Origin of the sequence: Roseovarius sp. (assembly GCF_965228755.1) — a bacterium.
In the GTDB taxonomy this organism is placed as follows: Bacteria; Pseudomonadota; Alphaproteobacteria; order Rhodobacterales; family Rhodobacteraceae; genus Roseovarius.
Map to the genome: position 1 here is coordinate 181,096 of NZ_CBDDIG010000005.1, position 18,132 is coordinate 199,227.

At 63.9% G+C, this 18,132-nt stretch carries 13 protein-coding genes and 3 pseudogenes; 7 read left to right on the forward strand and 9 right to left on the reverse strand.

Annotated elements, in window-relative coordinates; all coding sequences use genetic code 11:
- Position 1 precedes the first annotated feature (1 nt).
- On the reverse strand, positions 2-964 hold the full coding sequence (locus ACO07J_RS04215; RefSeq protein WP_422026632.1) for a TAXI family TRAP transporter solute-binding subunit: 963 nt from the start codon (positions 962-964) through the stop codon (positions 2-4).
- A gap of 97 nt (positions 965-1,061) precedes the next feature.
- Here ACO07J_RS04215 and ACO07J_RS04220 point away from each other — a divergent pair, with 97 nt between their 5' ends.
- Positions 1,062-1,991 (forward strand): LysR family transcriptional regulator, encoded by a 930-nt coding sequence (locus tag ACO07J_RS04220; protein WP_422026634.1) that lies wholly within the window; start codon positions 1,062-1,064, stop codon positions 1,989-1,991.
- Positions 1,992-2,249: 258 nt separating this feature from the next.
- Here ACO07J_RS04220 and ACO07J_RS04225 read toward each other — a convergent pair whose 3' ends face one another.
- The 7 genes and pseudogenes from ACO07J_RS04225 to ACO07J_RS04255 form a co-directional block, all read right to left on the reverse strand.
- Positions 2,250-2,801, reverse strand: a complete 552-nt coding sequence (locus ACO07J_RS04225) for an alpha/beta hydrolase (protein WP_422026636.1) — start codon at positions 2,799-2,801, stop codon at positions 2,250-2,252.
- Between the two features lie 44 nt (positions 2,802-2,845).
- A pseudogene (locus tag ACO07J_RS04230) lies at positions 2,846-3,190 on the reverse strand (IS6 family transposase); the annotation flags it as partial.
- A 102-nt stretch (positions 3,191-3,292) separates the two neighbouring features.
- On the reverse strand, positions 3,293-4,168 hold the full coding sequence (locus tag ACO07J_RS04235; protein ID WP_422026638.1) for an ABC transporter permease: 876 nt from the start codon (positions 4,166-4,168) through the stop codon (positions 3,293-3,295).
- A 4-nt stretch (positions 4,169-4,172) separates the two neighbouring features.
- Complete coding sequence (locus tag ACO07J_RS04240; protein WP_422026640.1) at positions 4,173-5,039, reverse strand: ABC transporter permease; 867 nt, start codon at positions 5,037-5,039, stop codon at positions 4,173-4,175.
- On the reverse strand, positions 5,039-6,109 hold the full coding sequence (locus ACO07J_RS04245; RefSeq protein WP_422026642.1) for an ABC transporter ATP-binding protein: 1,071 nt from the start codon (positions 6,107-6,109) through the stop codon (positions 5,039-5,041). Before ACO07J_RS04245 ends, ACO07J_RS04240 begins: the two co-directional genes overlap by 1 nt.
- 64 nt (positions 6,110-6,173) lie before the next feature.
- Complete coding sequence (locus ACO07J_RS04250; protein WP_422026644.1) at positions 6,174-7,250, reverse strand: extracellular solute-binding protein; 1,077 nt, start codon at positions 7,248-7,250, stop codon at positions 6,174-6,176.
- A gap of 37 nt (positions 7,251-7,287) precedes the next feature.
- Positions 7,288-9,978, reverse strand: a complete 2,691-nt coding sequence (locus tag ACO07J_RS04255; protein WP_422026646.1) for a hypothetical protein — start codon at positions 9,976-9,978, stop codon at positions 7,288-7,290.
- Positions 9,979-10,182: 204 nt separating this feature from the next.
- On the opposite strand from ACO07J_RS04255, the gene ACO07J_RS04260 reads away from it, so the two are divergent.
- The 6 genes and pseudogenes from ACO07J_RS04260 to ACO07J_RS04285 all read left to right on the forward strand — a co-directional run.
- Positions 10,183-11,073: a LysR family transcriptional regulator gene (locus ACO07J_RS04260; RefSeq protein ID WP_300895491.1), complete on the forward strand. Its 891-nt coding sequence runs from the start codon at positions 10,183-10,185 to the stop codon at positions 11,071-11,073.
- A 130-nt stretch (positions 11,074-11,203) separates the two neighbouring features.
- A pseudogene (locus ACO07J_RS04265) lies at positions 11,204-11,509 on the forward strand (IS6 family transposase); the annotation flags it as partial.
- 344 nt (positions 11,510-11,853) lie between these two features.
- Entirely contained in the window at positions 11,854-12,735 is an 882-nt protein-coding gene (locus ACO07J_RS04270) for a phosphotransferase (RefSeq protein ID WP_422026648.1), read from the forward strand.
- Between the two features lie 8 nt (positions 12,736-12,743).
- Complete coding sequence (locus ACO07J_RS04275; protein WP_422026650.1) at positions 12,744-15,191, forward strand: GcvT family protein; 2,448 nt, start codon at positions 12,744-12,746, stop codon at positions 15,189-15,191.
- A gap of 6 nt (positions 15,192-15,197) precedes the next feature.
- Positions 15,198-15,995 (forward strand): inositol monophosphatase family protein, encoded by a 798-nt coding sequence (locus ACO07J_RS04280; RefSeq protein WP_422026652.1) that lies wholly within the window; start codon positions 15,198-15,200, stop codon positions 15,993-15,995.
- A 228-nt stretch (positions 15,996-16,223) separates the two neighbouring features.
- A pseudogene (locus ACO07J_RS04285) lies at positions 16,224-17,254 on the forward strand (glutamine synthetase family protein); the annotation flags it as partial.
- Positions 17,255-17,300: 46 nt separating this feature from the next.
- On the opposite strand, the gene ACO07J_RS04290 reads toward ACO07J_RS04285, so the two are convergent.
- Positions 17,301-18,092: a DeoR/GlpR family DNA-binding transcription regulator gene (locus ACO07J_RS04290; protein ID WP_422026654.1), complete on the reverse strand. Its 792-nt coding sequence runs from the start codon at positions 18,090-18,092 to the stop codon at positions 17,301-17,303.
- Positions 18,093-18,132 lie beyond the last annotated feature (40 nt).

Sequence of the window (18,132 nt, forward strand, 5' to 3'; positions counted from 1 at the left end):
TTTACTCGGCGGGTTTCAGTTTGGCTGGCAGCTCGATGCCCTGTTCTGCGAACCATTTCGCGGCACCCGGGTGCAGCGGGATGGTTCCGAACTGAAGCGTCATGTCCGCCAGGTTCGCACCCTTCAGGCTTGCCATGGCGTTGGCCTGTGCGGTCTCGTCTTCCATCACCGCCTTGACGATCTTGTATGCCGTGTCTTCGTCCATCGAAGCAGGCGCCGCAACGCCGACGCCGAAGCTCCAGGTCGTGTAGGCCGGGATGCCGTCCGCTGCGCCTTCGGGGATGTCGACGACCGAGATGTCCGGCATTTCCGCCCGAAGCGTGTCGGCCTGTTCCGGCGTCAGGCCAAGGATGGCGATGTCGGTCGAAGTCGCGATGTCCATCGTGGACCCGTCCAGCTTGTTGCCCGAGCCGGACTTTACGTAACCCGCGACCCGATTGTCCTTGATCATGCCGACGATATCAGTGGTGGAACCGCGTACATAATCAGCGGTCAGGCCGAGGGTGGAGAAGACCGCTTCGGTTGTCGCCTCTGTCGCTGACCCCTTGATGCCGGGGTTGAAGCGGACGTCGCTGAGGCCCGCGAGGCTGTCGACCCCGGCATCGGCCCGCATGACGACGTTCTGCGGCGCACCGGTGTAGACCCACAGCAGTTTCAGATCCTGCGGCTTGCCCTCGAAGTCGTTCTTCCCGGCGGCAGCATGCTGGACGACGTTCGTGGTTACGAGCCCCAGATCAACCTGCCCGCGCTCCATCCGGCGAATGTTGTCCATGGTCGCGCCGGTCTCCACGACAGTGGCCCGCAGGCCTTCCGCGTTTTCGTTGATTAACTGGCCGACGGCCACGAAATAACCGTAGTGGCTCGACGAGGCCGAGGTGGACCCGATCAAAAGGTCGGTGTCCTGGGCCGATAGCGGACTTCCAAGCAGGGTTGCGCCCATAAGGGCGAATGCGAAATGCTTCATGATTTTCCTCCCAATTGCCCGCGATGCGGGACATACGAACAGCCTCGCATAGTTTATCTGTTGTCAGAATTGCGATATTGGCGATAATTAATGCATTATGCGCAACACACCCTCCCTTTTCGACTATCGTATGGTCCTGACCCTTTGCGACTGCCAGTCGTTCCGGCTCGCGGCCGAAGTTCTGGCCATGTCGCCCTCGGCGTTGTCGCGCCAGTTGGCTGCGCTTGAGGCCAACCTTGGCGTTCGCCTGTTCGACCGGGATACGCGCAATGTCTCGCCAACCGCCTCGGGTCACACCTTCGCCCAGCTGGCCGAGCGGATGCTGAACACCGCCGATAACGTCATGGAAGAATTCGACGCCCATCTTTCGGCCAGTCGCGGACGCCTGACGATTGCCGGTTTGCCTTCGGTCACTGTCGGCTTACTGCCGGGCTTGCTGAAGAGTTTCGCCGAACAGCATGCCGGGATCGACCTGCGGATCATGGACGCACTATCCGAAAGCGTGGTGGAAGCGGTTGCGGCAGGCCGGGCCGACATTGGCTTCACCGCAGGCACCATTGCCGCGCGCGACCGGCTGTCCTTCCATCCGCTGCTGGACGATTCCTTCGTCGCGGTCGGCGCAGCGCGCGGCCCGCTGGCCGAGGAACGAAGCTACGGGATGGGGGAACTCATCGCCATGCCGATTATCGCCATGGAGATCGGAACAAGCGTCCGCGAACTGCTGGACGGTGCTTGTCAGCGCCACGGACTTGCGCTGAGTCCCCGCTTCGAGGTCGCCCATCTTGCGACCGCCGGCGCGCTCGTGGCGGAGGGGCTGGGCGTGTCGATCCTGCCCACGCTGACGCTGCCGGTGCTCCCGATGGAGCGCCTGATACAACGGCCGGTGCGGGACTTCGGTGCCAAACGCCGCATCGGGCTCGTGCACCAGCAAGGCCGCTCGCTCTCTCCGACCGGAATGGCATTTCTCGAACACACCAAGCAGAACCTGCCAGTTCTGCGGCAGCGTGAGTTGCATTCGTCCATGTGACGCCCGTCTTGCCGCGGTCGAACATCTGTCACAGCGGCAGATCAGCTTGAATCTTGCTGGCCATCAGTCAGCTGCATGAGCAGGTCTATCGAGGACGGTCGCGCCCCACGCACCACGTCCTTCCGACCGGAAAAGATTTAGGCGGCCCGGACTTCGGGCTGCGACATGCTCTTCAACAGTGCGCGGCGGCGGATCAATGCCGGCTGGATCGCCTCGGGCTTCTCAGTGGCCCGGATGCAAGGAGTTGGCGCGCCTTCTTCAGGGCTTCGCCCATTCAGCGATATGAAACGGCGGCACAGCGGCTTCCCGTTCGCATGCGTCACCGAGTTCCCGATCCGGGTTGTCGAAGAAGGCGTGCGCCAATTCGGCGACGCAGGGCTGGAACCGGAACGCGACATGGCCGGCTTCCTGCATCATGAAGGTCTTCGAATTGCTCAGGCCCTCAGTTGCCAGCGCCGCCCAACTGCCTGCCGTGTTCTGATCCCAGGCGGAGCCGATGGTGATGGTCGGGATGTCGCTGACGACCACCTCGTGAAACCCTTCGCGCGGGTGCTGGTCGAAGGCCTCGCACATCGCAAAGAGCTTCCTGGCCAGGTCGTCCCAGCCTTCCCGGAGCGGATAGGGCAATGCCGCGGTCAACTCTTCGTATCCCTCGGGGCTGTTGTAGGGGATATCCTCCTGGCAGTAAAACACGGCAAGGTCCAGGTCCTTCTGGAAGGCGGCAAAGCTCGCCGGCTCGAAGGCGGTGTAGACATCTTCGAAGAACCCCGCGACTTCGGCGTCGGTCATGGCCTCGATCAACGCCAGCAAGCGCGCTTCGTGAGATCCCGCGAAATGGGTCGTGACGAAGGTGGACGCTTTGTGACAAAGGCATCTAGAACCTCGCCCTCGTGATCGACGGCGCGCCACGTGTAATGGGTTTCGCCGTTGATCTTCACGAAAACCTCGTTGAGATGCCATTGCCAGTTCGAATAGGATCGCATCCGCAGGATCCTGGCTTTGCGGATCTCAGATGCGAAAATTGGGCCAAACCGCATCCACCAAAAGCGGACCGACTCGTGGCTAACGTCGATGCCGCGCTTGGGCAGAAGATCTTCGACATTGCGCAGCGACAGCGGAAATCTGACGTACATCATCACCGCCAGGCGGATGATTTCAAGGCTCGTTCGAAAGTAGCGGAATGGGTTCGGCTTGCTCATTCAGGCAGGGTAGGCGACGGCAACGTCGGTCGCAAGCTCATCGCTCTGACACTTCCATCGCGTTTGGACATGTCGGCAGGGTAGGTCGGGTCAAATCCCGCCTCAAGCCAAGGTTCCTTTGACAGTGCCCTCCGCTTTCTTCGTTCTTTGCGCCAGCACCGAGGCTAGCGCCAGCAGGCCGGAGCCGAGCATCAGCACCACTGACATGGCATTGAGAACCGGGGTGGACCCGACCTTCACCATGCGGTCATACATTGTGATCGTCAGCGGCGCGTCGGAGCCGACCAGCATCAGCGTGGTGTTGAAATTCTCGAAAGATACGAGAAAGGCCACCACGAACGCCGAGAATAGCGCCGGGAACAGGAACGGCAGCGTGACGGTCGTCAGAACCCGGACCCGGCTTGCCCCGAGGTTCAGCGCCGCCTCCTCCAGCGCGATGTCGAATTTTTGCAGCCGCGCGGCAATGACGAGCGATGTGATGGTCGTCAGGAAGGAGAACTGCCCCAGCACAATGAGCGGGATTCCGGGGCGGAGCGACAGGAGGAAGATGCCGAACTCCCGGTCGAGAAAATTGGCCACCATCGAGGCGAGGAGAAGGATCGATATGCCGATGATGACGCCGGGAATGACCAGCGGGATGATCATCAGGATATAGAGCAAGGATTTCATCGGGAACTGCCGGCGCTCGAACAGGAAGGCGTTGCAGGTGCCTGCCGCCACCGACAGCGCGGCGACGATCACCCCGATGTAAAGCGAATTGCCCATGCCGCGCAGCAGCCGGTCGTCATGCAGCAGGCCAACCTTGGGATCGCTTGCGGAAAAGAACCAATCCCAGGTGAAGCCCTGCCACGGCAGCGAGGGGAACATCGAGTCGTTGAAGGCAAAGACCCCGGCGGCCACGAGCGGCGCGATCAGGTAGATGAAGAAGATCAGCACGTAGGCCCGGAACACCCAGACGAGCGATTTGCTGCCCTGCATCGGCCTACTCCTTCGCCACCGTGGTGGCGAGGCTCTGCCCCGTCAGCCGAAGGCCGAGCCAGACCACCAGCGAGGTGAAGATCAGCAGCAGGACACCGAAAGTGGAGCCCATCTCCCAGTTATAGCGGGTGATGAACTGGGTGTAGATCTGCTCTGTGAACCAGCTCGAATTCTTGCCGCCCAGGAGGATGGGCGTCAGGTAGCTGCCCGCCGTCAGCATGAAGGTGATGATGCAGCCCGCCACGATGCCCGGCGTGGCATAGGGCACGATGATCCGCCGGAACACCGTCAGGCGCGAGCCGCCAAGGTTGTAGCCCGCTTCCAGCAGCGCGTCGTCCATCCCCTGCAAGGTCGAGACGAGCGGCACGATCATGAACAGGATCACCGTGTAGACAAGGCCGATGATCACGGTCACATCGTTGTAGAGCATCTCGACGGGGCCGGAGATGATGCCGAGGCTGACCAGCGTGGTGGAAATGACGCCGGTTTCCCGAAGCAGCAGGATCCAGCCATAGGCGCGCACGAGGTCGGATACCCAAAGCGGGATAAGACACATCAGGAACAGGCCCGCGCGGCTGCGCTCCTTCGCGATCTTGGCGATGTAATAGGCAACCGGAAAGCCCATGATCAGCGCCAGAGCGGTCACCAGGATGGAAATCCACGCCGTGCGCAGCAGGGTATTGCGATAGATCGGCTCCTCGAAGAAGGCGGCGTAGTTCCCGAAGCCGAAGGTGAACTCGTTCACCCCCACCTTCTCCCGAAGGGACACGTAGCCGATGCCAAGCTGCGGCAGCACGATCAGAAGCCCGATCCACAGCGCGAACGGCGTGAAGAGCAGGACCAGGGACAGCCTGTCGGCGCTGCGGCCCATCAGCCGGCCCTCCGCGCGAAGACCAGCGCGTGGTCGGGGCGCCAGTTGACGGTGGCGGCATCGCCCTCGGCAATCGCAGGCGCCTCGGCCGGGATCGCGACCTCCAGAAGCTGTCCCGTGCCGGCGCGCATCAGGATGCGGGAATTGGCCCCGTTGAAAAGCAGGCTGTCCACCTTCCCCTCTAGGCTCTGTCCTGCCCCGCCCGCGCCGAGATGAAGCGCCTCGGGTCGCAGGAACACCTCCACGTCGTCGCCTGTCCGGCTGCCGTCGCAAAGCTTGCCGATCACCTCGCCGCCCTGCGGCAGCTCCACCAGCGCCTCGCCGGAACGTATCTCGGCGATCTTGCCGGGGATGCAGTTGGCATCGCCCACGAAACCCGCGACGAAGCCCGACACGGGCCGGTCATACAGCTCCCGAGGGCTGCCGATCTGTTCGAACCGGCCGGCATTCATCACCGCCACCTGATCCGACATCACCAGCGCCTCGGACTGGTCGTGGGTGATGTAGAGAAACGTCGTCTCGAACTGGTGCTGAAGCTGCTTCAGCTCGATCTTCATATGCTCGCGCAGCTTGAGATCCAGCGCACCGAGCGGTTCGTCGAGCAGGAGAACATCCGGCTCCAGCACCATGCAGCGGGCGATGGCGATGCGCTGTTTCTGCCCGCCCGATAGCTGCTCGATCCGCTTTTCCTCGACCCCGGGCAATCCGACACGGTCCAAAACGCGGGCCACCTTTTCGGCGATGCCGGACCGGGCATCGCCCCGGCAGCGCAGGCCATAGGCAATGTTTTCGCCCACGTTCATCATCGGGAAAAGCGCCAGATGCTGGAACACCATTTTCACGTTGCGCCGGTTGGGCGGCAGGCCCAGCACGCTTTCCCCCTTGATCCGGATGTCGCCGGAGCTGGGCGTCTCGAACCCCGCGATCATGCGCATCAGGGTGGTCTTGCCACAGCCCGACGGCCCCAGGATCGAGAAGAAGGCACCGGACGGGACGTCCAGCGACACTTCCGAGACGGCGGTGAAATGGCCGAATCTCTTGGTAACGCGCTCACAGCTCAGGTCATTCATCGCGGCTCATCCGTCAAGCAAGGGGTCCACCCGGCGCACGGCGCGCGCCGGGTGGCCTGTACACTCATTCCGAGTTGGCGGCCTTCACGCGGTCCAGCACCCGGCCTTCCAGGTCTTCCAGCCCTGGCGGAACGCTGGGCATGAACTTGAGGTTGTCCAGCGCCTCCTCGTCAAAGGCGGCCGCGACGGCCTCCCGCGCGCCTTCCGGCATCAGCTCGACCCCGCCCTTCACCGCGCTGACCGCGCCGCTGGACTCTGAAATCATGGTGACGATCTCGGGCTGGTTGACGAAGTTGATCCACTTGTAGGCCGCATCGTCCGCCTCGCCCCGCTTGGGCAGGGTGAAGGTGTCGATCCAGGCCAACGCGCCGGTCCGGGTCGGGATGAAGCGGATATCGGGGTTTTCCTTGTACAGCTTGAAGGCGGTGGAATCCCACGCGTCGGACACGACGATCTCTCCGGAAAGCAGCAGCGCGGACAGGTCATCCCCGCCGGTCCAGTAGGTCTTCACGTTGTCCTTGCAGTCAATCAGCGTCTGCCCGATCTCGTCGATCATGGCCTCGTAGGCTTCGAAATCGTCATAGGCGGCAAACGGATCTTTCCCCGTGTCGAAGGCAAAGCCCAGAAGCAGCGCCCGCTTCAGGCGCATAGAGACGCGGCCCTTGTATTGCGGGTCGCAAAGATCGGTCCATCCTTCCACGTCCGGCGCCTTGGAGATGTCGACCACAAGGCCTTGGGTCCCCCAGACATGCGGGATGGAATAGATCTCGCCCTCGATTTTGGCGTATTTCTCCATCGCCTCCATCATGTTCGTCTGAAAGACCGAGGTGTCGACCTGCGACAGATCGATCGGTTTGTAGATGCCGTACTCAACCTGCGCTGCCTTGATGCGCGACACGCTCGGCTGCGCAAGATCATAACCCGAGCCGCCGGTGGCGCGCAGCTTGGCGACCATTTCCTCGTTGTTGGAGAAGGTCACTTCCACGTCGATATCGGGATATTTCTCTTCGAAGAGCTCGATCACCGAGTCCGGGGCATAGCCGCCCCATGTCAGCAGCCGGAGCGTTTCCGCTTGCGCGCCGTGGGCCGAAAAACCGAGAGCCACGACACCGGATACGAATGCGTTCATCTTTTTATTCATCGTCTTCTCTCCTATTGGATGGCAGTTTCTGGTTGTTCTAGTTTCTTGTTTTTATGTGGAAATAAGGCGTGCTCGATACATCCTCGCCTAGGCCCGGAAAGAAGGACGACACCCCGTCGCAGGCGATCTCGAAATAGTAGAGGATCGCGTAGGGGCTGTCTGTGTACTCTCCGGGAATGGTGGCATGACAGGCACCGCCGGCCCACGTCATCGGGGCCTCCTGCCACGTGGCTGTCTGCAGCGTCTGGCGGTAAAGCAGGCGGACGTCGCGGCGCGAGGTGCCGAAAGGGATGCAGGTGATCCGGACGGGCTCGCCCCGCGTGACCTCGGGCCGGGGGACATGCTGGAAGGGCATGATCTGCGCGGCGGACCAGTGCAGGATGCGCGCCATGGCCAGCGCGTCCTGCCGCGTTCCCTCGCCGGCGCCATCCGCTGCCAGTCTTGCCGCCATGTCCTCGATATCCGCGTCGATCGCGGGCAGTCGGTCATCCCAGCGCCCACGCAACCAGCGGAGCGGGCCGAAGGCGATATCCTCCAGGTAAACCTCGCGGCTGATCTCGGCCGCCACGCCCCACGCGGCGCGAGCCGCGCGGTAGCAGCGCAGCGCCTCCCGGCCCGCCCCGGCGGCGCCGGACAGCAGGTAATATTCCCAAAGCGTCGCGGCGCGGATCTTCTCGGCGAAGAACCGGCCGATCCCGGCCATGATCGTTACATCGACACGCAGCAGGTAAAGCGCCGTGCTTTCCTCCCCCGTCTCGTCCAGCGCGCGCGCCATTCCGGCCTCGGCCGTGTCGGCGAACTGTTCCAGCCAGTTGGCCCATGTCAGGGGGGCCAGCTTGCGGATCGGCGCGCCGTCTCGAAGCGCGCGGGCGAACCCTGCGGGAGAAAGGAACATCTGCGGATCGGTCGCGCCCACCGTGCCGAAGCGGGATCCGACAGGCAGTTCGTACCCGTAGGGCAGCGGCGGCGCGTCATGCAGGATCGACATGTTCTCGTACATCTCCGGCCAGTAGGAGTTGTTCGAGGCGGTGGGCGCATGGGCATGGGCGATCAGCGGCATGATCCGGCTGGCCGAGGCAAGGGCCGTCGCGCAATGCGGCGCGGCGGGCCCGTACTTCGCGGCCATTCCCCGCTCGAACGCCTGCCCGTCGGCGCGCGGGTCATAAAGCGACCGGCCCCAGACGCGGTAGGTATAGGTGAATTTCTCCCAGTCGCGGGACCGCGGGAAATAGGGCTTGTTGTAACCGATCCGGTCCTTGTCCTGCGCCGCGCCCATGCGGCCCTTGAAGGACAGCGGATCGCACAGCTCGATCCCTGCCGCACCGCTGAAACTGCCATTTGCCCCGAACCCCGCGGCCAGCACCGGATCGCCCCAGAGCAGCACCCGCTGCGTGCCCGGCCAGATGCGGAACATCAGGTCATAGGGCCGGTCCGCGGTCAGCAGGTCGCCATAGGAATAACGCATGAACTTGCGCGAGCCCTCGCTGAACTTCCACAGCCCGTCAAAGCGATGCGCATCGTCGCCCGAGTAGAGCGTCTTGCGCGCGCTTTCCTTGCCGCCTTCCAGATCCAGCTCCAGCGGCCGGATCGAGGCCTGGTGATAGGCCAGCCCCATATGCTCCAGCGTGTACTTGGGAGATACCGTCACCGGCATGCCCGTCTCCAGCGCCATGCCGATCAGCGTCTCGTCGATCCCCTTGGCATGAAGATCGAGCCGCAGGGTGCGACCGGCGCCGGTCACCGCGCCGAAATAGGTCTTCCAGAAGGCGTAATCGCCCTCGGGAATACCCGATTCCACGTGCACCCGCAGGGTCAGGCCGCTGATCTCCGGTACCTCCGCAAGGATCAGCGCCAGCGCGTCGCGGCAGTAGGCGGCCAGGTTGTCCGGGCCCAGTCCCTGCACCTGGTGGCGCGCGCCGGGGTAATGGTCGAAATCGTAATTCTGGGTCCAGAGCGCAAGCTGGAACTCCAGCCCGCGCCGCGCGGCCTCTCGCGCGATGAACTTCAGCGTGTCGAGATTCTCGCGCCGCTCCGCCTCGGGCAGGTTGGCGATGGTGACGCCATGGCCCGGCACGTCGACAAGGAAAGGATAGGCGAAATGCAGGTAGACATCTGAGAGGAACTCGTTTCCGTAGGGGTAATTGTAGTGCATCCCCAGCGTCAGGGTCAGGCGGTTGAACCGGTGGGTGACCAGCTCGTCGAGATACGCCTGCCAGCCGTCGCGGTCACGGAACCACGGCAGGTCCTCCACCTCGCTTGAAAAGCATTTGGAGAGGCTTCGCACCCGTGTGGCGGGCTCTCCGACCAGTGGCAGGGGCATGTCGAAGGCCTGCTCCGGCGTGGGCATGGTGCGCAGGCGGTCGGCCAGCTCGGTGATGGCGTAGATCAGCCCGCGCAGGTCTGCGCCGTAAAGGCAGAGCGGCGCATGCGCCTCGCGGCCGTTGCGGAAGATCGCAAAGCTTTCCGCCCCCTCGGGAAGGGTCACGTCGCAGGCGGCAGCGCTGCGGGTGATTTCCGCCCCGGCGCCCAGCGCAAGGACCAGGTGATCGCGACCGCCCGCACCCGGCGCAGCCGCCTGTCGAAGCGCCGCGCCGCAGGTGCCCAGCCGGTCCGCCAGCAGGGCGATGCCCCAGTCTAGCCCGTCCCGCTCCGCCGCGCTTTCCACGCCAATCACGCGGAAAGACACGGAATCTTCCTGGTCCAGAACCATCTCACCCTGTCGCGTCATTGCGGCCATCCCCACGTCTCGGGGTCGTCTTGCGCCTGCGCGGCGTCTTTCCCCTTGAGCCAAGGCTAGGTCACGAGATTAAACCGATAAAGCGAATATATTTGCGCAATATAATCGGAAAATCCGATTGAATATCGACAGGCCGACGCGCCGGGTGCTAGCCTTGCCTGCGCCCTCAGACCCCGCACGGAGAAGCGAAGAGCGATGCATATCGACCAGATCCGCACCTTTCTCGAAGTGGTGGCGACCGGGAATTTCAACCGCGCCGCCGAGAACCTCAATGTCACGCAATCCACCGTCAGTGCGCGCATCCGCTCGCTGGAGGAGGAGTTGGGCCGCGCGCTGTTCGAACGCGGCCGCAACGGCGCGCGACTCACCGCTGCGGGGGATCGGCTGCTGCGGCACGGGCACAGCATGCGGCGCCTGTGGCAGCGCGCACGCAATGACGTCGCCCTGCCGGATGCCTATGATTCCTCGCTCAGCCTTGGCGTGACGCTCAGCCTCTGGGAGGAGATAGAACTGCCCTGGGTCAACTGGATGCACCGGGAGGCGCCGACGGTCTCGCTCCATGTAGAGGCGGATTATTCCCCCGGCCTGATGCGCCACCTGCGCGACGGCATCCTCGATATCGCGGTGATGTACGAGCCGCTCCAGATGCAGGAACTGGTGATCGAGGAATTCCTGCGGGACGAGCTGATCCTGTTCACCACCCATCCCGCCTGCGACGTGGCCGATGAGATCTGGCGGCAGGATTACGTGCTGGTCGATTGGGGCGAGGATTTCCGCTACGACCACGATTCCATGTATCCGGACCTCGTGCACAGCTTCTCTGCCGGGCTCAGTTCGGTCGCGGTGCAATACCTGGAGCAGAACGCCGCCAGCGCCTATCTTCCGGCGCGTCTGGTAATGCGGCAGTTGAAGAAGGGGTCGGTCCGGCCGGTGCGCAATGCGCCGGTCTTCGAACGCACCGGCTGCCTGATCTACAGCAAGTCACCGGCGGATGGCGATCTTCTCCATCTGGGGTTGGAGGGGCTGCGCAGTGTCACCGCCGAACTGGAAGCGCAGACGGCGCGGCTTGTCGAAGCCGCGCGCTGAATCGCTCCGGGGTTTGACGGAGTCTCCAAAGCGAGGAAGGACTGAAGCCAAGAAAAAGGACAACAGAGCGAACGGCATTGTCAGAGAAAACCGGGTTGAGACGCAATCGGCTGCGGCCTAGCCTGCCCGGATGACAAAACGCGATCCATTCAAGTATTTCAAAACCTGCCGGGAAATCATCGGCCTGGCAGTGATGATGTACGTGCGGTTTCCGCTTTCACTGAGAAATGTCGAGGACCCGCTTCTCGAACGAGGCATCGATGTCAGCCACGAAGCCGTGCGGTATTGGTGGCATCGGTTCGGCCCCCTCTTCGCGGCGGAGATCAAAGAACGCCGCATTGCCGGGATGAAATCCAGTCGTTGGCGCTGGCACTTGGATGAGACGTTCGTGAAGATCAATGGCGAGAGGCACTACCTCTGGCGAGCAATAGATCACTAGGGGGACGCCGAGGCGGGTATCCACAGCGCTGAAATCAACATTTTACAACACCTTAGAACTTTATTTGTTGATTTATGTTGTGATAGATGTGTGAATGCTCACCAGCGACCCAAGGAAGGAATCTGCCGTGATCCCTGCCACACCCGTCCCGCCCGACCGGACAGGCTCCTCCGTGCAATGCGTGTGGCAAGGCCCTGTTCGGCAGGGGAAAACCGCCTTTCCGCACTGTCTTGCCGACGCTCCACGCCGACCCCCCCCGACCAGGGCCGCCACGCTCTTCTCGGTGGGGCGCTGCCCCGGGCCTGTCGTTTGCATCCAGAATTGTCTAGAAAGTTGATATCATGAGCGAAAACGACCTGATCCCCCGCATCCAGGCCTTGCCGATCTGGAAAGGCAGGATCACGGCCACCCCCCTCACCGGCGGTATCACCAACGTGAACTACCGCGTCACCGACGACCAGGCCACCTACGTCGTCCGCGTCGGCGACGACATCCCCCTCCACCAGGTCCTGCGCTTCAACGAACTATCCGCCGCCCGCGCCGCCCACGCCGCCGGCCTCTCCCCGGCGGTCGTCCATGCCGAGAACGGCCTGACCGTGCTCGACTACATCGAAAGCCGGACCCTGACCGAGGAAGACGTGCGCCGCCCCGACATGCTGCCCCGCATCCTCGACCTGGTGACCCGCTGTCACCGCGAGGTGCCCGCCCACCTGCGCGGCCCGGCCCTTGTTTTCTGGGTGTTTCACGTCATCCGCGACTATGCCGCCACGCTCACCGAAGGCCAGAGCGACCACAAGGCGATGCTGCCCGAGCTGGTCGAAACCGGCAACGAGCTGGAACGCGCCGCGGGCCCGTTCGAGATCGCCTTCGGCCATAACGACCTTCTCTGCGGCAACCTGCTCGACGACGGCACCCGGCTCTGGCTGATCGATTTCGACTATGCCGGTTTCAACACGCCCCTCTTCGACCTCGGCGGACTGGCCTCCAACAACGGGCTGAGCCCTCAACAGGAAGACTGGATGCTCGAGACCTATTTCGAGACCCCGGTCACCGACGACCTGCGCCACCGCTATGCCGCCATGAAATGCGCCTCGCTCCTGCGCGAAGCGATGTGGAGCATGGTCTCGGAACTGACCTCCGACATCGACTTCGACTACCGGGCCTACACGGCCGAGAACCTCGCGCGCTTCCACGCCGCACTGGAAAATTTCAAGCAAGGCTGAATACGGACATGAGCGAACTACCCTCAACCGCAAAGGCGGTCATCATCGGCGGCGGGATCATCGGCTGTTCCACCGCCTACCACCTGGCAAGGCTCGGCTGGACCGATACGATCCTGCTGGAACGCAACAAGCTCACCAGCGGCACGACCTTCCACGCCGCGGGCCTTGTCGGCCAGCTCCGCTCGAACGCCAACATCACGCAATTGCTGGGCTATTCGGTCGATCTCTACAACAAGATCGAACAGGAAACCGGGCTGGGCACCGGCTGGAAGATGAACGGCGGGCTGCGCCTGGCCTGCACCGAGGAACGCTGGACCGAGGTGAAGCGCCAGGCGACGACGGCCCATTCCTTCGGCCTGGAAATGAACCTGCTCACACCGAAGGAGGCACAGGAGCTCTGGCCGCTGATGGATGTCTCCGACGTCATCGGCGCGGCCTTCCTGCCCACCGACGGGCAGGCCAACCCCTCCGACATCACCCAGGCGCTGGCCAAGGGCGCCCGCATGGCCGGCGCGAAGCTGTTCGAGGACACGGCCGTCACCGATATCGAGATCGAGGATGGCGTCATCCGCGCGGTGATCACCGATGCCGGGCGGATCGAATGCGAAAAGTTGATCTGCTGCGCCGGACAGTGGACACGCGCCTTCGCCCGCCGGTTCGGCGTGAACGTGCCCCTGGTCTCGATGGAACATCAGTACATGGTGACCGAACCCTTCGACGGCGTGCCCGCCAACCTGCCCACGCTGCGCGACCCCGACCGCCTGACCTACTACAAGGAAGAGGTCGGCGGGCTGGTCATGGGCGGCTACGAGCCGAACCCCATTCCCTGGGCGGTGGACGGCATTCCCGAGGGCTTCCATTACAGCCTGCTCGACAGCAATTACGAGCATTTCGAACAGCTTATGGAACTCTCGCTCGGTCGCGTGCCGGCGCTGGAAAGCGCGGGCATCAAGACCCTGACGAACGGTCCGGAAAGCTTCACCCCCGACGGCAACTTCATCATCGGCGAGGCGCCGGAACAGCGCAATTTCTTCGTCGGCGCGGGGTTCAACGCCTTCGGCATCGCCGCCGGCGGGGGCGCCGGCATGGCGCTCGCCGAATGGGTCCACAAGGGAGAGCCGCCCTTCGATCTCTGGTCCGCCGACATCCGCCGCTTCGGGCGCCCGCATTTCGACACCGACTGGGTCCGCACCCGCACGGTCGAGGCCTACGGCAAGCACTACACCATGTCCTGGCCCCACGAAGAGCACGACAGCGGCCGCCCCTGCCGCAAGTCCCCGCTCTATGACATCCTCAAGGCCCAAGGCGCCTGCTTTGGCGAAAAGCTGGGCTGGGAACGCCCCAACTGGTTCGCCGACACGGCCCGGGGCGAGACCCCGGAGGACATCTACAGTTTCGGTCGCCAGAACTGGTTCGACGCGGTCGGCCGCGAACACGCCGCCGCGCGCAATGCCGCCGTCCTGATCGACCAGACCTCCTTCGCCAAGTTCCTGCTGAAAGGCCCCGACGCCCTCGATGCGCTCACGTGGATCTGCGCCAACGATATCGACAAACCGGTCGGCGCCCTGACCTACACCCAGATGCTCAACGACCACGGCGGCATCGAGTGCGACCTCACCGTCGGCCGCATCGCCCATGACGAGTTCTACATCGTCACCGGCACCGGCTACGCCACCCACGATTTCGACTGGATCAGCCGCAACATCCCCGCCAGCATGAACTGCCAGCTCGTCGACATCACCTCCGCCAACGCGGTGCTTTCCCTCATGGGCCCCAACGCCCGCAAGATACTCGGGACCGTCACCCGCGACGACGTCTCCAACGCCGCCTTCCCCTTCGGCACCCTGCGCACCATCGGGATCGCCGGCTGCCCGGTGCGCGCCCTGCGCGTCACCTATGTGGGCGAGCTTGGCTGGGAGCTGCACCTGCCCGTCGAATACGCCCAGACGATCTACCAGGCGATCATGCAGGCGGGCGAACCGCTGGGCCTCGTCAATGCCGGCTACCGCGCCATCGAGTCCCTGCGGCTGGAAAAAGGTTACCGCGCCTGGGGCGCCGATATCGGCCCCGATCACACCCCGGTCGAAAGCGGCCTCGGCTGGGCCGTCAAGCTGCGCAAGAACGTCGATTTCAAGGGCCGCGACGCCGTGAAGGCGCAAAAGGAGGCAGGCGTGAAGAAGAGGCTCGTCTGCTTCACCACCGACCCCGATGTCGTTCTCCTGGGCCGCGAGACGATCTATCGCAACGGCGAACGCGTCGGCTGGCTCAACTCGGGCGGCTTTGGCTACACGGTCGGGAAATCCATCGGCTTCGGATACGTGCGCTGCGCCGATGGCGTCGATGTCGATTATGTCACCGCCGGCACCTACGAGCTGGAAGTGGCCACCGAACGGGTCGCGGCGCAGGCGACCCTTGCCCCGCTCTACGATCCGAAGATGGACCGCGTCAAAGCCTGAGCCGTGATGCCCGCCAAAGGAGACCCCACCGTGACGGAGATCGACCAGCTGGAGCATCACGCCCTCGGTGCCGCCCGGCTCGCCGCCGACACCGCGATGCGGTATTTCCGCAACCCCCTCGATATCGAGATCAAGCCCGACGAAAGCCCCGTCACCCAGGCCGACAAGGCGGTCGAAGCCGCCGTCCGCGCCCATCTCCGGCAGGCCTTCCCCGATCACGGCATCTTCGGCGAAGAGCACGGAACGGAAGGCGGCACCGCCCGCGACCTCTGGGTCGTGGACCCGATCGACGGCACGCGGTCCTTCCTGTCGGGCCATCCGCTCTTCGGCTTCCTGCTGGCCCACCTGAAGGACGAGACGGTCGATCTCGGCGTGATCGGGATGCCGGCGCTGGGCGAAACCTATCTCGGTGTGCCCGGCCGCGGCGCCTCCCGCAACGGCGCGCCGATCCGGGTGTCCGGCCAGACCGAGCTGGCCCGCGCCGTCTTCTACCTGAACGAGGCCGAGAAGATCTATCGCGACCACCCGCGGCTCTTCGCGACGCTGGCGGTTTGCGGCCAGACGCGCCGCTTCGGCTATGATTGCTACCCCCATGCGCTGCTGGCCTCAGGCCTTGTCGACGCGGTCGTCGATTATGACCTTCAACCTTATGATTTCCTCGCCGTCTCGGCGGTGGTCGAGGCCGCGGGTGGGGTCATGACCGACTGGCAGGGCAACCGCCTGACCCGGCAGTCCGACGGGGCGGTCGTGGCCGCCGCCACGCCCGGCCTGCACGCGGAGCTGCTGGCGCTTCTGTATGGCTGAAGGCGCGCCCGGGCGGACAGGGCAGGGCACGGCGCCCTACGCGCCCGCACCCGCCGTCAAAGTCCAATTCTTCACCTCCTTGCCCCCGACCGCTCCGCGCCGCCGGGATCGGCTTGCCGATCGTCCTTCGCCCTCGCATGGTGAACGCACGACCGGCCACGCGGCCCAGACCATCTTGATCACACGCCCCGACTTCACTGGAGACACCGACATGTCTATCAGCTTTGAAAGGGCACGGCGATGGTGCTCTGCGACATCCTCGATCACTACACGCACGAGGAAGTACGCCCCCCGCAGCATCCTCAAGCGCCAGCTTCGCCGGCTCGATGATGGCGACCGAGCTGGAATTCTTCCTCTTCGCCCGAAGCTACGACGATATCCGCAAGTCCGGCTTCCGCGACCTCGAACCGATCTCGGGCTAAAACGAGGAATACCACATCACCCAGACCACCCGCGAAGAGCACGTGATGCGCCCGGTCCGCAACCACCTGTGGAACGCTGGTATCCCGATCGAGAACTCCAAGGGCGAGGCCGAGACAGGCCAGGAAGAGCTGAACATCAAGTATGCCCCAGCGATGGACACCGGCGATTACCACACCATCGCCAAGCACGCGATCAAGGACATCTTCCACGCCATGGGCCGTGCCGCCAGCTTCCTGCCGAAATGGCACCACGACAAGGTGGGCAGCTCAAGCCACGTGCACCAATCGCTCTGGAAAGACGGCTCCCCGGCCTTCTACGAGGACGAGCTTGGCATGAGCGGGCTGATGAAGAGCTACATGGCGGGGCTGCTCAAATACGCGCCCGATTTCACCTATTTCCTCGCGCCGTACGTCAACATCTACAGGCGCTTCCAGGTCGGGACCTTCGCCCCGACCCGCATCATCTGGTCGGTCGACAACCGCACCGCGGGCTTCCGCCTGTGCGGGTCCGGCACCAAGGCGGTTCGCGTCGAGTGCCGGGTCGGCGGTTCTGACATCAACCCCTACCTCGCCATGGCCGTCCAGATCGCCGCCGGGATCGCCGGGGTCGAGGAAAGGCTGACGCTTCAGCCCGCCTTCTCGAGCGATGCCTACCAGGGGCAGGATGGGATGATTCCCTCCGACCTGCGCGCCGCGCTCCTGGGCTCCGACATGCTGCGCAAGGCCCTGGGCGACGACGTGGTCGACCACTACGCCCGCGCGGCCGAGGTCGAGCCTGAGGATTTCGCCCGCGTGGTCACCGATTACGAAATCGCCCGCGGTTTCGAAATGGCCTGATCGGGTCGGCGAAAGACCGGGCAGCGCAGGCAGGGCAGGCGGTCCGCTAGCGGACCAGCTTCGCCTTTTTGCCCGCGACAGCGCCTTCAGCCACCACAAGGTGCGGCCCCACCAGCGTGTCGAAATCCTCGTGCGGGCGGGCCTCGCTGACCACAATGTCATTGGGCCGCAGCTTCGGCAGGCGTATCGGCGGGAATTTGTCCGCGATCCGGAATTTCGAACTGTCCACGGCGAAGATCGACCTGTCGGATATGGCGATCATCGATCTCGCGATGTCCACCTCGCATTGCTCGTAGCCCAGGAACCCCATTTCCGGGTGCACGCCTGAGGCCGACAGGATCGCGTATTCGACGGACAGGCTCGCGATGACGTCATAAGCCGCCCTGTCGAAGGCCGCCCCGTCATGGTTGCGCAGCTGCGTGCCGGCCATGAACACCCGGTTTCCCTCGACCAGCGACAGGGTGCTGGCGATGAAGGCCGAGTTGGTCACCACGCTCAGGTTGCGCTTCTGCCGCAGGATCTGCGCCACGAAGCCCGAGGTCGAGCCGGTGTCGATCGCCAGCGAACTGCCGTCCTCGATCATGTCGGCGACGCAATTGGCGATCGCCACCTTGGCCGAGCGGTTGGTCTGCATCCGCGACAGGAAGGGCGGGTCCATCGTGTCCTGGTTGCTCACCAGCGCTCCGTGCACCTTCTTCAGCTCGCCGCGTTTTTCCATCGGCTTGACGATGCGGCGGATGGTCTGGTCCGAGACATCGAGAAGCTGCGCGATCTCGGCCACCGTCACGGTGCCCCGCGTGTTGACCGTGTTCAGGATTTTCTGCTCATATTTCGACATCTGCGCGCACTCTTCCTTGTCTGACGGGCCGGATCGGGGC

Coding starts and splice junctions, on each gene's coding strand:
- ACO07J_RS04215 (WP_422026632.1), bottom strand. CDS start 964: ATGAAGCATTTCGCATTCGCCCTTATGGGCGCAACCCTGCTTGGAAGT.
- ACO07J_RS04220 (WP_422026634.1), top strand. CDS start 1,062: ATGCGCAACACACCCTCCCTTTTCGACTATCGTATGGTCCTGACCCTT.
- ACO07J_RS04235 (WP_422026638.1), bottom strand. CDS start 4,168: ATGCAGGGCAGCAAATCGCTCGTCTGGGTGTTCCGGGCCTACGTGCTG.
- ACO07J_RS04240 (WP_422026640.1), bottom strand. CDS start 5,039: ATGGGCCGCAGCGCCGACAGGCTGTCCCTGGTCCTGCTCTTCACGCCG.
- ACO07J_RS04245 (WP_422026642.1), bottom strand. CDS start 6,109: ATGAATGACCTGAGCTGTGAGCGCGTTACCAAGAGATTCGGCCATTTC.
- ACO07J_RS04250 (WP_422026644.1), bottom strand. CDS start 7,250: ATGAATAAAAAGATGAACGCATTCGTATCCGGTGTCGTGGCTCTCGGT.
- ACO07J_RS04255 (WP_422026646.1), bottom strand. CDS start 9,978: ATGACGCGACAGGGTGAGATGGTTCTGGACCAGGAAGATTCCGTGTCT.
- ACO07J_RS04260 (WP_300895491.1), top strand. CDS start 10,183: ATGCATATCGACCAGATCCGCACCTTTCTCGAAGTGGTGGCGACCGGG.
- ACO07J_RS04270 (WP_422026648.1), top strand. CDS start 11,854: ATGAGCGAAAACGACCTGATCCCCCGCATCCAGGCCTTGCCGATCTGG.
- ACO07J_RS04275 (WP_422026650.1), top strand. CDS start 12,744: ATGAGCGAACTACCCTCAACCGCAAAGGCGGTCATCATCGGCGGCGGG.
- ACO07J_RS04280 (WP_422026652.1), top strand. CDS start 15,198: ATGCCCGCCAAAGGAGACCCCACCGTGACGGAGATCGACCAGCTGGAG.
- ACO07J_RS04290 (WP_422026654.1), bottom strand. CDS start 18,092: ATGTCGAAATATGAGCAGAAAATCCTGAACACGGTCAACACGCGGGGC.